Genomic DNA, 15,362 nt, shown 5'->3' on the forward strand with positions numbered 1-15,362 from the left:
CGGCTGGCCGGCATGCATGGCGTCCGAAGCGTGCCGGCTGCGTGCTCGTGTAGCGGCTTCGCTCGTGTAGCGGCTTCGCATGGCGATCCGGACCGATGATTGGACGCGTGCCAGCAGCGTGCTCATGGAGCGGCTCCGGCCTCCAGCGCCTGGGTAGCATCTCCCATGACCGAGGAACAGCCAAGCGCGCGGCCGCCTGCCGTCACGCCGTCCGACGTCCACGCGCTCGCCGCCTTCCTTGCCCTCCACCGTAGCCTCGTCTTGACGGGCGCCGGGATCAGCACGGACTCCGGTATCCCCGACTACCGCGGCGTTAACCGCCGGGCGCCCGCGCCCAAGCCGATGACCTACCAGGAGTTCGTCCGCGGCGAGGAGGCGCGCCGGCGGTACTGGTCGCGCAGCGCGGTCGGCTGGGCGCACATGGCACAGCGCGCCCCGAACGCGGGCCACGCCGCGGTCGCTAGACTCGAGGACCTCGGCAGGCTCACAGGCGTCGTGACGCAGAACGTCGACGGCCTACACCGCAAGGCCGGCACCCGGGAACTCGTCGAGCTGCACGGTGACCTCGCGCTCGTCGTCTGCTTGAACTGCGGCGCGCGCGAGGAACGTGAGGGTTACCAGCAGCGCATGTTGACGGCCAACCCCGGGTTCGTGCCGGACGCGGTGCCGCTGCTGCCGGACGGCGACGCGGCGGTCGACCCCGAGGTCGCGCGCACGTTCGCGGTACCCGTCTGCGCGGTCTGCGGCGGCGTGATGAAGCCCGACGTCATCTTCTTCGGCGAGAACGTGCCGAGGCCGCGGCTGGAGCGGGCGTGGGATCGGCTCGCGGCGGCCGACGGATTGGTGGTCCTCGGCTCGTCGCTGGAGGTCTTCTCGGGCTACCGCTTCGTGCGCGCGGCGCATACGCAGGGCAAGGCGGTCGCCGTCGTCAACCACGGCCCGACCCGCGCCGACGGCGAGGTGGAGCTGCGCCTGGAGGCGCGCATCGCGGATGTGCTGCCCGCCGCGGTCGCCGAGCTGGAAAGTGCGTTGCCGACGTGAACGTTGCCGCCACATTAAGCTCAGATGTGTCCGGAGCGGCGAGACCTCATGTTGACTCGGGCAATATCGAGGCATGAGGCCCACCCAGCGAGTGGCCATGTTCGTCCTCATAGCGGTCGCCATCGTGGCCGTCTTGTACACGCGGCTGAGCGGCGGTGGCGAGCCGGCGTCGGGGGAGGGCGTGGCCACCGGTGCCGCGTCTCGACAAGGGCCGGCCGACACGCCGTCCGATCGGGTGGCGGAGGATGCCCAGGCCCAAGAGGTACCGTCCTCGGTCCGCGTCGGCTCGGCTCGCGACCAGCAGGTGGCCACGGTGCCGGACGACGGCTTCGCAGGTCTCCTCGAGGGTTCGAGGCCCGCTGACGCCCAGCCGGCCGGGACGGCGACGGGCGCTCGGGACGCGGCTCCGGCGGGAGATGCCCAGCAGCCAGGGTCGCCCGTGAACGGACAAGGCGCAGACCACGAGGAGGAGGGCGGCCAGGGGACCGAGGCGGCTACGGACGCCGCCGCGCCGCCGAACGCTCTGACCGTGGCGGGAGGAGTAGTTACCCTCACGTACCCGGCCGAGTTGGCGCTCGCCACGACCGGGCAGCCCCTGCCGATCGCCTCGACCATCCCCCCGTGTGACGACGGCTTCGACTACTGCTTCTACATGCCCGAAGGCGCCTTCGCCGGGACGAACTTCCGCGCCGCGGGCATGAGCGTGACGCTCCGCAAAGGTCTCACGAGCCGGTTGAGCTGCCTGCTCGCTCAGCCGGACGGTTACCAGGACCTGCAGCCCGGACTGGTCGTGCCTATGCGCGAAAGCGTCGGCCAAGACGTTGGCGGCTCCGCGGAGAGGGACTCGACCGCGGAGACCGGCGGCGGAGCGCCTGCCGGTCCCGCCACCTCCCGCTTCGGCGGTCTTGGCGAAGGCGCTGCCGGCACGTACTACAACGGTGAGGAGCGCCGCCTCTTCGTCGCTGGTGCTTGCTACGAGTTCACGACCCGCGTCGTGGAGTCGCAGTTCGGCAACTACCCGGAGGGCGCGGTGAAGGAGTACACGGCCGAGCAGCGCGGGGCGACGCTCGCCCGGTTCGACGAAGTGCTCGCGAACGCCACGGTTACGGTCGGTGACGAGGTCGAGCCCGTCGAGTGGCCGCGCGCGGGCACGTCCGACCTCGCCCCCTTCATCCGGCTCGACGAGCCGGCCGCGGGCGACCTCATGACGAGCCCGGTACGGCTCAGCGGCGAGGCCGTCGGGCCCTGGTACTTCGAGGGGTCGTTCCCCGTGAGCGTCGTGGCGCAAGACGGCACCGTGTTGGGCCAGGGCTTCGTTAGCGCCCAGGCGGAGTGGATGGTGGACGGCTTGGTCCCGTTCACGGGCGAGGTGGAGTTCGAGGCGCCGGCGGGCGGTTCGCGAGACCAAGCGAGCGCCGATGAGCAGGGCCGAGCCGCCTCCGCCTTGCCGGTGACCCTCGTGCTGGCGCGTGACAACCCCTCGGATCTGCCGGAGCACGACGCCGCGCTGCACGTGATGGTCGGCGTGGCGGTCGGGGCGGGTGAATGAGCGCTTAAGTACATACGCTCGTGGCGCGGTGTCTACGTGAGGAAGGTCGCTGCCAGGCTAGCCGACGACCTCGAGACCCGGGATATCGCTGAAGTCTGCCGTGTTGACCGTCCAGAGCTTGGCGTCCCTGGCGAGAGCGCAAGCAGCGATCGCCAGATCCGCTTCACGACCCCTTGGCCTCTTCACCGACGTGTATTGCGTAGCGGCTTATCTGAGCTTCCGGACAAGCCCTTACCTGACAGTCTGCCGCCGCCACGTCTACTCTCTCGCACCAGTTCGATCTCTCGGTCGATCTCGACCTGTGGTCGCGCGGCTATCGCCGGAACCAACTCGTCGAACACCTGCAGAAGGCGTCTTCTCTACGCTTCGCTCAGCTTGCCGACACGCTCTGCGTAATCCTGGATGGCTTCGCGGACGATCTCGCTCTTGGGCTTCCTCAAGGCTTCGGAGGTCCGCTGAAGCCGGTCAGCTGTGGCCTCATCCAGGCTGAAGGTCATCTTCACTGCCATATTATGGCCATAAGACAATAGGCACTGGCATCGCTTCGATCGGAGCCCAGCCGGCTCCATGTTGTCTGTCAGCCATGACAAGGCGGGTATCTTGAGTCCATGTCATAGGCAGGCGACGATAGCCAGCGACCGTAGCACCGCGTCCTTGGACCCCTCTCCGTTCACAGCGACAGATACGCCGCCCTCACCCCGGGATCCCCGAGCAGCTCCCGCCCGCTGCCCTCCTTGACGACCTCGCCGTTCTCCAGCACGTAGGCGCGGTCCGCGATGCTCAAGGACTGCTGCACGTTCTGCTCGACGAGCACGACGGTGACGCCCTCCGCGTTGATCTGCCTCAGGGCGCGGAAGACTGTCAGCGACAGCGCCGGCGAGAGGCCGAGCGACGGTTCGTCGACGAGCAGTAGGCGCGGGTCGCTCATCAACGCTCTGCCGATGGCGAGCATCTGTCGTTCGCCGCCGGAGAGCGTGCCGGCGAGCTGCGCGCCGCGCTCGGCCAGGCGCGGGAAGAGGTCGAAGACGAGCTTGCGGTTGCGCGCCGCGTTCGGCTTGGCGCGGCTCAGGTACTCCGCGCCGCTCTCGAGGTTCTCGCGCACGGTCATGAGGGGGAAGAGCTGACGCCCTTCCGGCACGTGCCCGATGCCGGAGCGGACGATGCGCGCCGCGCTCGAGCCGAGGAGCGACGTGGCGCCGAAGGCGCTCATGCTGCCCGCTCGAGCCTGCACGAGGCCGCTGATAGTGCGCAGCAGCGTCGTCTTGCCCGCGCCGTTGGCGCCGATGATGGTGACGAGCTCGCCCTCGTCCACGTGCAGGTCGACGTCCCAGAGGACCGTGATCTTGCCGTAACCGGCCCGCAGGCCGCTGATCTCGAGCGCCCGTCCCATCTAGGCGTCCTTTCCAGGCGTGTCGCCCGTGTCGCCGCCGGGCGCGTCGTGGACCGACGGCACCTCGGCCGACGGCACCTCGGTCGATGACACGTCCGCCGACGTCACGCCGGCTCGCTCCGCACCGTCCCGGGAGCCGTCGTCCTCGACGCCGAGGTACGCCTCCACGACGCGTGGGTCGCTCGTCACCTCGGCGTACGTGCCGCGCGCCAGCTCGGAGCCGTGGTCCATGACCAGCACCCTGTCGGCGAGGTCGCGCACGACGGGCATGACGTGCTCGATGAAGACCACCGTTATCCCCTCGTCCCGCACGCCGCGGACGAGCTCCACGGCTTGGCGCGCCTCCCCCGGACGCAAGCCGGCCATCACTTCGTCCAGCAGGAGGACCTTCGGCTGGGTGGCGAGCGCCCGCGCTATCTCGAGGCGCTTCTCCTGGAGGAGGTTGAGGTCCTCGACCGGCTGGTCGCGCAGGCGGTCCAGGCCGGTGCGCTCGAGCGCCCGGTCCGCGCGGCGGCGCGCCTCTACGCTGCTGACGCCCTCGGAGCCGAACTGTGCGCCGACCAGGACGTTCTCGGCCACCGTCATCTCGGGGAACGGCTGGACGACCTGGAAGGCGCGCCCCAACCCCAGGCGGCAGCGTCGGTAGGTCGGCATGGCCGTGATGTCCGTGCCGAGGAGCTCGAGTCTCCCGGACGTCGGCGTGAGGAGGCCGGAGACCAGGTTGAGGAGCGTCGTCTTGCCCGCGCCGTTGGGACCGATGATCGCGAAGATCTCGCCGGGTGCCGCCTCGAACGACACGTCCTTCACCGCGACCAGTCCCCCGAACGACTTGCTCAAGCCGGTGGCGCGCAACACGGTGCTCATGCGCGCTCCCCGGTCGTGCCCGATGCGCTCGCTCCGCCGCGCTTGAACAGCTTGGACCCAAGGCCGACGAGCCCGCGCGGCATGAAGAGGATGGACGCTACCAGGACGATGCCGTAGCCGATGAGGTACCCCTCGGAGAAGGTGCGCTTGAGGGTCTCCTCGATGCCGGCGAGGACGGTGGCCCCGAGGATGGGGCCGAGGGTCGTGTACAGGCCGCCGAAGATGGGCGTCACGAGGGCGAGGACGGTCGTGTGGACCGAGAAGGCGCCGTCCGGGCTCACGCTGCCCAAACGGTGCGCCTCGACGGCGCCGAGCAGCCCGGCGACGAAGCTCGAGAGCACGAAGGCGAGGAGCTTCATGCGCGCCGGGTTCACGCCCATCACGCCGGCCACCTGCTCGTTCGTACGTACGGCCGTGAAGGCCGCCCGCAGGCGCGAGCGTTGGATCACGACGGAGATGACGACGGCCACGACCAGCAGGCCGGCGTAGACCCAGAAGTACCCCTGGTTGCGTAAGAACGCGACCTCCCAGCGCTCCATGCTGCCCGCGACGAACGTGGGCCGGAAGAGGGCGGGCACGTTGATGCCGGCCGCCCCGCCCGCCACGGCCGTCGGCATGCGCTGCACGGCGGCCTTGAGGACCTCCGTGAACGCGAGGGTCGCGATGGCGAAGTAGATACCGAAGAGCCGGAGCGTCACCGAGCCGAGGCCGAGCGCAAGCACGGCGGCGGCGAGGCCGCCCAAGGGGATGCCGAGCCAGAGCGGCGCACCGGTGAGCTTGAAGAGGACCGCCACCGTGTACGCCCCGGCGCCCGTGAAGGCGGCGTGGGCGAGCGAGAGTTGGCCCGTGCGCGCGAGCATGTCCCACGACAGTGCCAGGACGGCGAGGACGAGCGCGTTCGTGGCGAGCGACAGGTAGCTGACGGAGGCCCGGCCGAAGACCTCGCGAAGCACGGCGGGCAGGAACACGAGGAGGACGGCGAGGGCCGCCGTGACGACCAGGTCGCGAGTAAGGCCCCTCACGCGACCCTCCGCGAGCGCCACACGAGCACGACGAAGATGATCGCGAAGAAGACCATGTTGCGCAGCGCGTCGCCGTTGGGCACGAGCGTCGCGACGAGCGACTCGGCCAGGGCGACGGTGAGCGCCGCCCCCAAGATGCCCCGGATGTTGCCCAGCCCGGCGAGGACGACGATGGCGAACGCCTTGAGCGTGAACCCGAGCCCGACCGTGGGGGTGGGCGACTGTATGACGCCGATCATCACCCCGCCGAGTCCGGCCAGGAGCGCGGAGAGGGCGAAGGCGACGAGGTACACGCGGTCGACCTCGAGCCCCACGAGGCCAGCCCCGATGCGGTTCTGCGCGACGGCCCGCATGGCGCGTCCCAACGGCGTCGAGGCGAGCATCCAGTAGAGGCCGGCCACGAGCACGAGCGAGATTACGAAGCTCCCGAGCGGCACGGCGCCGATGCTCACGCCGCCGACCTGGAAGCCCAACGAGCGGTAGGGCACGTTCGCGATGGTGCGGGGGTCGCCGCCCCAGATCAGGAGGGCCAGGTTCTGCAAGATGATGCCTATGCCGAAGGTCAGGAGCATCTGGTTGAGCTCGGGCGCCCGCAGCACGAAGCGGATGGAAGATAGGTAGATGAGCGCGCCGATCACGGCGAGGGCCGGCGCCACGAAGAGAAGCGACAGCAGCGGGTCGAACCCGAAGCCGACGAACAGCTGATAGGCGAGGAACGCGCCCACCATGAAGAACTCGCCGTGCGCGAAGTTGACGATCCCGATGACGCCGATGGCCAGCGCCAGCCCTACGGACACGAGCGCGTAGAGCCCGGAGGCGAGCACGCCGGACACGATGGCTTGGGGCAGGAGAGACAGGTCCATGGTGGTCTCGGGGCCTTCGGTCGGGGAGGGCGTGAGGAGAGCGCCCCCCCCGACCGAAGCGGTCAGCCTTACCGGCAGCTAGCCAGCGGCGCCGTGGCGCGCGCGAGCGGCCAGACGATCTCGCGGACGCCGTCCTGGAACTGGAAGACGTTCCACATCTCGGAGCCGAAGCCCTGGTGCAGGGCGATGACGGACGGCTTGAAGCTCCACTCGCCCATCGGCGACCGGAAGGTGCCGTTCTGCAGGGCCGCGATCACCGCGTCCTGGTCGGTGGTGCCGGCGGCGTTGATGGCGTCGGCGTAGCTCCAGAGCTGGGCGTACGCGAGCGCGGCCATGTAGTTGTCGGGCGCCTTGCCGTGCATGGCGACGTAGGCGTCGAGGAAGGTCTTCGCCTCGGCGTTCGGGAGGTTGGGCAGGTAGCCGATCAGGCCGGTCACGCACTGCGCCTCGGGGGCCGCGTCGAACTCGCTCGGCCATCCCGGAGGGGCGCCGAAGATGTACTGCGGGTCGTACTTGAGCTCGCGGATCTGGCTCGTGAGGGGCACGACGTCGGAGTCGTAGCCGATCCAGAAGAGGGCGTCGGCGCCGGACGCGGCCGCCTTGGCGATGGTCGCGCGGAAGTCGCCGGTGCCGCCCGTGAGGGTCGACTTGAAGGCCTCTACGAGCGGGACGCTCATGCCGGCGTCCTGGAGCAGGCCGGCCGCGGCGATGGCGCCCGGGCCGCCGAACGCGGAGTCCTCATGCAGCAGGGCGACGCTCTTCACGCCCGTGCTGGCCATGAAGGCCGTGCTTGCCTCGGTGTTCTGGTAGTCCCACGGGTGCACGTGGAAGAACCAGGGCTCCGCGCCCAGGAGCTCCTCGATGCCGTCGAAGCCGTCGATGCCGACGCCCGAGACGGCGCCACCGATCCACGACACGACGGGCTGGAAGGTGCGGAACGACTCGACGAGGGCGAGGGTCACGCCGGACGAGTAGCCGCCCGCGATGAACTCGACGCCGTCCTCGGTCATGAGCTTCTCGAAGGCGGCGACGCCGGTGGCGGCGTCGGCCTTCGTGTCCTCGATGACGATCTCGAGGGGCTGGCCGAGCACGCCGCCGGCCGCGTTGATCTCGGCGAGGGCGAGCTCGAAGCCGGCCTTCTGCGCCTGGCCGGTGCCGGCCGCGCCGCCCGTGAGGGGCGAGAGCACGCCGATGGTCACGCCTTGCGCCGTGGCGACGGCGAAGAGCGCGACTACGAGGGTTGCGATGATGCGCTTCATTCTTCCTCCTTCGTTGCTCCGGGTCTTTCCCGGTGTCGAACGGGTCTGGGTTGCGGCTGGGTACGCCGGTGGTGGTCGGCTCGGGTCTTCCGAGCGGTCTCGGGTTCGGTCTCGGGTCGGGCGCCCTCGGGGCTCATGTCATGCGTTCCCCCTTCGAGAAGGTCTTGGCGAGCAGTTCGCGGAAGGCGGCCGCGGCCTCGAGCGGCGGCGAGTGGCCGACCCCCTGCCAGGTGACGAGGGAAGCGTTCGGGTAGGCGGCGGCCGTGGCCGCGGCGGCCGCGGCGCCTATCAGCAGGTCGAGGCTGCCGTGCAGGACGGTGACGGGCACTTGCACGGCCGCCGTACGGCCCGACAGGTCGTAGGCGGCGAGGGCGCGGGCGTTGCCTTCGTAATGCCGCTCACCCATGGCGAGCGCGTCGTCCACCAGGTCGCTCATGTTCTCCGGCACCCGCGTGGGCATGATGGCCGCGAGGGCGGCGGCAAGGAAGGCCCGGTCGAGCCGGTAGGCCCTGAGGGCCGGGTAGTGCTCGTCCGGGGTGACGTAGCCGGCGGGCGGCGCAGAGTCGACGAGGAGCAGCCGCGCGACGAGCCCCGGGTGGCGCGCGGCGAGCGTCTGCGCGACCGCGCCGCCGAGGCTGTGCCCCACTACACCGGCGCGCACCACGCCCAGCCCGCGCAAGAACGCGGCCAGCGAGTCCGCCCAGGCGTCCACCCACTCCGCGGCGGGCCACTCCTCGGGGAAGTCGTCGGAGTGCGCGAAGCCGGGGAGGTCGGGCGCGATGAGGTCGAGGCCCGGCGGGGGGTCGGCGAGGAGCTCCCGCCACCACCTGTGGCTGGCGAAGTTCCCGTGGATCAGGAGGACGGGGGTGCCGGCGCCGGCCCGGTCGTAGCCGATCGCCGACTCGGCGACCTCGTCGCGGCGCGTCGGCCGCGCCACCGCTACCGTGAGCGAACGGGGTGCCTGTTGCCTGGCGGCCGCGCCGCTCTCCCCGCGCGCCGCGCGCTCGAAGCGTTGCCCCAGCTCCCGCTTGAGGATCTTGCCTGCGCCGCTCTTGGGCAGGCTGCTGGCGATCTCGATGTGCTTCGGCACCTTGTAGCGCGCCACGCGCGTACGCAGGTGCTCGCGCAGCTCGTCGCCCGTGGCGGCGGCGCCGGGCTTGAGGACGACGACGGCCAGGCCGACCTCGCCCCAGCGCTCGTCGGGCACACCGAGGACGGCGCACTCAGCGACGGCCGCGTGATCGTAGAGGGCTCTCTCCACCTCGACGGGGAACACGTTCTCGCCGCCCGAGATGAACATCTCCTTGCGCCTGCCCGCTATGGAGAAGAAGCCGTCTTCGTCGGTGGTGGCGAGGTCGCCCGTCCATAGCCAGCCGTCCTTCAGGACCTCGGCGGTGGCCGCCGGCCGCTCGAAGTAGCCGGAGAACACGTGCGGGCCGCGCAGCGTCAGCTCGCCGACCTCGCCCGGCGCGCACGGGCTCCCGTCGGCGCGACGGACGACGGCCTCCGCATGCAGGAGCGGCTTGCCGACGGACTCCGGCCGCTTGGCCGCCTCGGACGGCTCGATGGCGAAGCAGTTCACGCCCGCCTCCGTCAGCCCGTACCCCTGCCTGAAGCTGATGCCCCGCGCCGCGAACGCGTGGCGCACGGGCTCCGGGCACGCGGCCCCGCCCGAGATAGCCCAGCGGACCCGGCTCAGGTCGCGCGCGCCGAAGCTCGGGTCGGCGGCGAGCATGCCGTACATGGTCGGGACGAGGAAGAGGATGGTGGCGCCGAGCTCCTCGACGAGCCGCAGGTACTCGGCCGGTTCGAACCGGCTCTGCATGATGGTGCGGCCGCCCAGGTGGAAGAGGGGCGTGAGGAAGACGTTGACGGCGGCGTGGTAGCAGGGCGTGGCCTGCACGACGCAGTCCCCGTCGGTCAGGCCCCACGAGAACACGGTGTTGACGGCGTTGTAGCAGACCTGGCGGTACGGCAGCATGGCCCCCTTGGGCAGGCCCGTCGTGCCGCCGGTGAGGAGGATCATCTGCGGGTCCTCGGGGCCGAGGTCTGGCGCCGGCGCGGCGTGGAGATCGGCGGCGTCGAGCGCGTCGGCCCCCTGGGCCCCTGCTCCGCCTGCCGATGCGTTCCCGGCCGACACCGCGCGCTCGAAGGCGGCGAGGTCGAGGAGGGCCGCCGCTGCCACGTCGCGCGTGGTCGTGGACGCCGCCTCCACCGCGTGGTTCGCGCGCGCCGTCCCGGCGGCCGCGGCTCTTCCCGTATCGGACGCCGCCGCGGCCCCTTCGGCCGTCGCGCCGGCCAAGCCCGCATGCTCCGCGTCGTGCAGCACGACGCTCGGGCGCAGGTACTCTCCGAGGCCGCGCAGCTCCGCCTCGGAGAGGCGCACGTTGAGGGGGGTGTACACGAAGCCGAGCTTGGCGGTCGCCAGGATCAGGTCGACGTGCGCGATGTGGTTATGCGCCGCGATCGTCACCCGGTCGCCCTTGCCGACGCCCATGCTCGCCAGGAGGGCCGCCGCGCGCTGCGCGCGCTCGTTCAGCTCGGCGTAGGTGTGCCAACGGCCCTCCCACCAGAGGGCGTCGCGCTCCGGCGTGAGGTCGGCGCGGCGGGCGGCGACGTCGAGGATCACGGCTCCCCCCAGCGGAGCGCGATGGCGTTCCACACGTAGCCGACGCCGGCGGCGACCGCGACGGCGAGGTCGCCCGGGCGCAGCCGGCCCTGGTCGCGCGCGAGCTCGAGGGAGAGGAGCTGGTCCACCTGCCCGAGATGGCCGTAGTCGCTCAGGTAGACGCTCTGCTCGTCGCTCAACCCCAAGCGCTGGAGGAGGTAGTCATGTGCGCTGCGCTTGACGTGCAGCATGGCGAGGTACGCGATGTCCGAGGCGGTCGCGCCGCTGCGCGCCACGGCCTCCTCGACTACGCGCACGAAGTTCTCCAGGCTGACGGGCTCGAGGCGCGTCTTCATGCCGGCCGGGTCGGTGACGCGCAGGCGGTAGTCGACGACGTTATCGCGCGTCAGGGGCGCCTTCGTGCCGCCGACCGGCACGAGGACGTCGAGCGAGAAGCTGCCGTCCGTCACGATGCTCGAGCCGAGCAGCTCGTGGCCGGCGTCCCGTTGCACCACCGCGGCCCCGGCCCCGGCGCCCAGGTTGTACATGAAGCGCACGTCGGGGTCCTCGAGGTCGATGAGGTCGGAGTTCCGGTAGCCCCCGGCCACCAGCACGACGTTCACGCTCTCGTCGGCCTTGAGGAGGTCGCGCGCCTGCTTGAGGCCGAGGACGGCCGTGCCGCACTTCTGCCCGATGTCGTAGGCGTAGGCGTTGCGCGCCCCGACGTCGTAGGCGAGCTTGATGCCGGCCGTCCAGACCGGGTACTCCTTGTGCTCCTCCGTGATCGAGACGACGACGTCCACGTCCTCCGGCTGCACGTTCGCGTCGGCCAGCGCACGCTCGGCCGCCCATACCCCCATCGCCGTCGGGTGGTCGTCGGGGCCGGGCAGGACGCGCTGAGCGATGCCGAGCTTGTCCCTCACCACCCATTCGGGGAGCCCGCTGGCGGCGGCGAGCTCGGCCGCCGAGAGCCTGCCGACTGGAACGTACGTTCCGAGGCCGGTGACCCCTGGGCGGCTCATGCCGCGCCCCTGCCTGTGAACGGCGGGCGGCTCACGTCGGCCCCGCTGGCGGCCGGCTCATGCTCCGCGCTCCCCGCCGGGCGCGATCCCATGCGCGAGCAGGTCGAAGGTGGCGTCCAGCACGTTCCGAGGCGGCCTGCTGCGCTCCCAGATGGCGTAGCGCAAGCCCAGGAAGTGCGCCACGCCCATCAGCGCCCAGGCCTGGGCGCTGGCGTCGACGGTACGCAGCTCGCCGCGCGCCTGCGCGCGCTGCAGGTTGACCGTGTAGGAGTCGGCGAGCGTCTGGTAGTACTCGCGGTAGATGGAGTCGTCGACGAACTGCGACTCCATGACGACCTTGTACAGGTTCTGGTGCTCGAGGGCGAAGTCGATGAACGCCTCGAGGCCGAGCCTCTCGACCTCGAGGCGGTCTCTCGCCCCGGCGGTCCCCTCCGTGAGGGCGTGCCTGAGCTGGCGCCCCATGTCCTGCACGAGCTGGCGCAGGGCATCGGCCTTGGTGGGGAAGTAGAGGTAGAAGGTGCCCTGGGCCACCCCGGCCCGCCGCGTGATGTCGGAGACGGCCGTGGAGGCGAAGCCGTTCTCGCCGAACTCGGCCTCGGCCGCGGCGAGCAGCTTGCCGCGGGTCGCTTCGCCGCGTGCGGTGGTCGGGCGTGGGAGCGCGCTCAACTCTTCCCTTCCGTGGTCGGTGGCGCTAAGCCCGAGCCTGCGGCCGGGGTAAGCGTCCCAATATGACTACTGACTCAGTAGTCATATTGCGGTGGTAACCGACCGGCTGTCAAGCGGGGGGCTGCCGATAGCCCGCGGCGTCACGCGCCGAAACGAACGGCGCAGACGCACCGGATCGTCGGTGGTCGCTCGCGACCTCAGCTCGTAGCGGGCAGCTTGAGGTGCACCGCGCGCCTGCCGGCCAACCCGAGGAGCAGCCGGGCCGTCTCCGGGTGACATGTCAGGTAGAGGAGCTGATGCCGCTCGGCCAGTTTGGCGAGGACGCCCGCCAAGCGCTCCGCGCGCTCGGGGTCGGCGTTGACCAGGACCTCGTCGAGGACCAGAGGCAGCGCTACGTTGCCGGCCGAGAACGACTCGACGAGACCGAACCGGATGGCGAGGTAGAGCTGCTCCTGCGTGCCGCGGCTCAGCAGGCCGACGTCGAACGGTTCGTCGGCGCTGGTGAACGCGCGCAGCGCGCTGTCCTCGGCGAGGTGGACGCGCACGTAGCGTCCACCCGTCACGTCGGCGAGGTGGTGACCCGTCCTGCGCAGCACCTCGGGCACCTTCTCGCGTTCGTAGGCGGCCTTCGTGGAGGCGATGAGGTCCTTGGCGAGTCGAGCGACGAGCCACCGGCGGGCCTCGGAGCGCGCCTCGTTGGCCAGAGCGTCCATGGTGGCCAGGTAGCCGGCCAGGTCCGCCGAGCGCCCGAGGTCGCTCAAGGTCTGCTTCAGCGCGCCGGTCCTGCGCGTGAGGTCGTCGACCTGCCCGCCCAGGTGGCCGGAGCTAGCCCGGCTCTGGGCCAGGGCATGCTCCCAAGCCCGCGGGTCGCGTTCATCGAGCACCGCCGCCGCCTCGGCCGCCCGGACGCCGAAGAGGGCCTCGAGCTTCTGCTGCCCGGTTCGGATCACGTCCACCAGGCGCTCGCGCCGCTCGGCCAAGCCCCGCTCCAGCGCCTCGGCCCTCTCCACGGACTGCAGCCACTCGCTCACCGCCACGGTGGGGCCGAGGCCGTCGAAGGGGCGCTCCAGCTCGCGCGCCAGCGCGTTCGTGCGGTCCTCGAACGTCCTGGCGGACGCGCGGGCCTCCTTGAGCCTCACGGTCACGGCCGTGAGCCTCGCCACCCTGACCTGCAGGTCGGCGATTCTCGCGAGCAGCTCCGGCATGGTCTCGGGCGTAGCCCCGCTGGGCGCGCCGACGGACCGGCACCAGGCGTCCCACTCGGCCGCGCCGGCGCTCCTGGCCGCGGCCAGGGCCGCGAGCCGCGCCTCCCCCTGGGTAACGGCCCTGCGCCGGTGGGCGAGCTCGGCGCCGGCGCCGGCCTGCGCTTCCAGGACGGCCGCGCCCTCCTCCAGGAAGGTGAGCCGGTCCTCCACTTCCCTGGCGGCGGCGCGGGCTTCCGGCGCGCCGGCGCCCTCGGCGAGCCCGAGGCGGGCGCGTGCCTCGCCGAGGGCGGCCTCGGAGCGCCCGAGGTCGAGGCTCGCCTCTGCGGCGTTCGCGCGCAGCTCCGCCAGAGCGGAGTCGGCCGCCGTCCTGCCGCGCAGGGGCCAGAGCAGGAACCCGAGCGCGACGCCTATGGCCGCCGCGGCGCCGGCGACGGTCCTGCGCGTCTGCCATTCGACGAACGCCATGCCCGCGGCGCCGAGGACGGCCAGCGTCCACGCCGACCAGCGGACGGCGAGCGCGCCCCGATCGCGTTCGCCCGCCGCCTGCAGCTTCGCGAGCAGGTCCGCGTGGCGCGAGCGCGCGGCGCTCAGCTCGTCGAAGCGGTCGAGCAGCGTCGCCACGCCGAGCCGGCGCTCGCGCGCCCTTGCTAGGAGGGTCTCCAACGCTCTGCGGGGGTCGACGCTCGGACCTTGGGTGGGCCGGCCCGCCTTGGTCGCCCACGTCTCCACGCGCGCGGACGCGAACGCTAGGTCGCGCTCGGCGGCGCTCAGCTCGTGCCTCGCCGTATCCAGCGCGCCTTCGGACTGGTTGAGCGCGGTCGTGGCCGCGGCGGCGGCGGCCCTGGCAGCCTCGGCGTGCGCCTTCCAGGCTCCGGCCTCCGTGAAGGCCGCCAGGCGCGGTGGTCCCCATTGGGGCCCCAAACTGCGCAGTCCGTTCAGGCTCGTCTCGACGAGGCCGCGCTGTTCGGCTTCCAGCTCCATGACGTCCACTTTGGCGCGGCGGTAGGCGCCCAGGTCCGCGTGCAAGGACCGGATCGCGCCCGCGCTGCGCAGCCAGACGCTGGGGGGCGTGCCCCCCGCCCCGGGCGCGTTCAGGGCGCCCTCCTCGAGCTCCAACTGCCCAAGGTCGTCGAGCGCGCCGGCGCGCCCGCTCCAGTCCGGCCAGAGCTGCAGCAGCTTCTCGTGCCAGGCCGCGCTGTCGGCGGCCTCCCGCTGGTCCGAGCGTAGGGCTTCTGCCTCCGCGGCGATCGCGGCCAGCTCGGCGGTAAGTTGCTCGTAGCGCCTCGCTTCCGAGGCCGCCTGCGCCGCGCCCCTGCGCGCCTCGGCGAGGTCGCGCGCGAGGTCGCCGAGGACCGACTGGGCGCGCGGTTTGAGAAGCTTGTCTGTCACCGCCTCCAGCTTGGTCGTCGCCGCGCTCGCGCTGCGGCCCGCGCCCGCCACCGCGGCGGAGTAGAGCCGCTCCCTGACGGCGTCGTCTGTCAGCGCGTCGAACGCCTGCAACTCCGTCAACCCGAACGCGAAGACGTTGCGGTAGACGTTGCCGTCGAGGTTGCCCACGATGGCCGCCAGCCGCGCGCCGTCCAGCTGCGCGCCCGTCCGGGCGTCCACGAGCTTCGTGGTCGAGCGGCCGCCGTTGCGCTCCAGCCGGTACCTGTTCTCGCCATCGTGAAGCGTGATGCTCCCCTTGAGGTGCTCGCCCTGGCCGCGCGACTCCGGGAAGACGAGCGCCCTGACGAACGCCAGGAGCGTGCTCTTGCCCGCCTCGTTCGGACCCTCCAGGACGACGAGCCCAGGGGTGGCGGTCGGGGCGAGGTCGAACTCGACCCCACTCAGACCGCGGAACTCGTGCACCTCCACCCTGCCGAGGTGCATG

General features: G+C 71.6%; 12 protein-coding genes. 2 read left to right on the forward strand and 10 right to left on the reverse strand.

What is annotated here, in order from left to right; translation table 11 throughout:
* Positions 1-165: 165 nt before the first annotated feature.
* A complete protein-coding gene (locus M9914_04585; protein ID MCO5173448.1) occupies positions 166-1,041 on the forward strand; it encodes an NAD-dependent protein deacetylase in 876 nt (291 codons plus the stop codon).
* A 73-nt stretch (positions 1,042-1,114) separates the two neighbouring features.
* Positions 1,115-2,590 (forward strand): hypothetical protein, encoded by a 1,476-nt coding sequence (locus tag M9914_04590; protein ID MCO5173449.1) that lies wholly within the window; start codon positions 1,115-1,117, stop codon positions 2,588-2,590.
* A 359-nt stretch (positions 2,591-2,949) separates the two neighbouring features.
* Here the strand turns inward: M9914_04590 and M9914_04595 are convergent, their stop codons facing one another.
* The 10 genes from M9914_04595 to M9914_04640 form a co-directional block, all read right to left on the reverse strand.
* On the reverse strand, positions 2,950-3,087 hold the full coding sequence (locus M9914_04595) for a ribbon-helix-helix domain-containing protein (protein MCO5173450.1): 138 nt from the start codon (positions 3,085-3,087) through the stop codon (positions 2,950-2,952).
* Between the two features lie 173 nt (positions 3,088-3,260).
* Entirely contained in the window at positions 3,261-3,980 is a 720-nt protein-coding gene (locus tag M9914_04600; protein MCO5173451.1) for an ABC transporter ATP-binding protein, read from the reverse strand.
* Positions 3,981-4,844 carry an ABC transporter ATP-binding protein gene (locus M9914_04605; protein MCO5173452.1) on the reverse strand — a complete coding sequence of 288 codons (864 nt, stop codon included), beginning with the start codon at positions 4,842-4,844 and terminating at the stop codon, positions 3,981-3,983. It lies immediately after the preceding gene.
* The gene (locus M9914_04610) at positions 4,841-5,866 is read right to left on the reverse strand and encodes a branched-chain amino acid ABC transporter permease (GenBank protein MCO5173453.1); all 1,026 of its coding nucleotides are present in this window, start codon (positions 5,864-5,866) and stop codon (positions 4,841-4,843) included. Before M9914_04610 ends, M9914_04605 begins: the two co-directional genes overlap by 4 nt.
* Positions 5,863-6,729, reverse strand: a complete 867-nt coding sequence (locus M9914_04615; GenBank protein ID MCO5173454.1) for a branched-chain amino acid ABC transporter permease — start codon at positions 6,727-6,729, stop codon at positions 5,863-5,865. Before M9914_04615 ends, M9914_04610 begins: the two co-directional genes overlap by 4 nt.
* A 68-nt stretch (positions 6,730-6,797) precedes the next feature.
* Positions 6,798-7,988 carry an ABC transporter substrate-binding protein gene (locus M9914_04620; protein MCO5173455.1) on the reverse strand — a complete coding sequence of 397 codons (1,191 nt, stop codon included), beginning with the start codon at positions 7,986-7,988 and terminating at the stop codon, positions 6,798-6,800.
* 133 nt (positions 7,989-8,121) lie between these two features.
* Complete coding sequence (locus M9914_04625) at positions 8,122-10,617, reverse strand: alpha/beta fold hydrolase (protein ID MCO5173456.1); 2,496 nt, start codon at positions 10,615-10,617, stop codon at positions 8,122-8,124.
* A complete protein-coding gene (locus M9914_04630; protein ID MCO5173457.1) occupies positions 10,614-11,618 on the reverse strand; it encodes a 3-oxoacyl-ACP synthase in 1,005 nt (334 codons plus the stop codon). Before M9914_04630 ends, M9914_04625 begins: the two co-directional genes overlap by 4 nt.
* A 57-nt stretch (positions 11,619-11,675) precedes the next feature.
* Complete coding sequence (locus M9914_04635) at positions 11,676-12,284, reverse strand: TetR/AcrR family transcriptional regulator (protein ID MCO5173458.1); 609 nt, start codon at positions 12,282-12,284, stop codon at positions 11,676-11,678.
* Positions 12,285-12,481: 197 nt separating this feature from the next.
* Positions 12,482-15,361: an AAA family ATPase gene (locus M9914_04640; protein MCO5173459.1), complete on the reverse strand. Its 2,880-nt coding sequence runs from the start codon at positions 15,359-15,361 to the stop codon at positions 12,482-12,484.
* Position 15,362: the final 1 nt, after the last annotated feature.

Source organism: Trueperaceae bacterium (assembly GCA_023954415.1).
Classification (GTDB): domain Bacteria; phylum Deinococcota; class Deinococci; order Deinococcales; family Trueperaceae; genus JAAYYF01.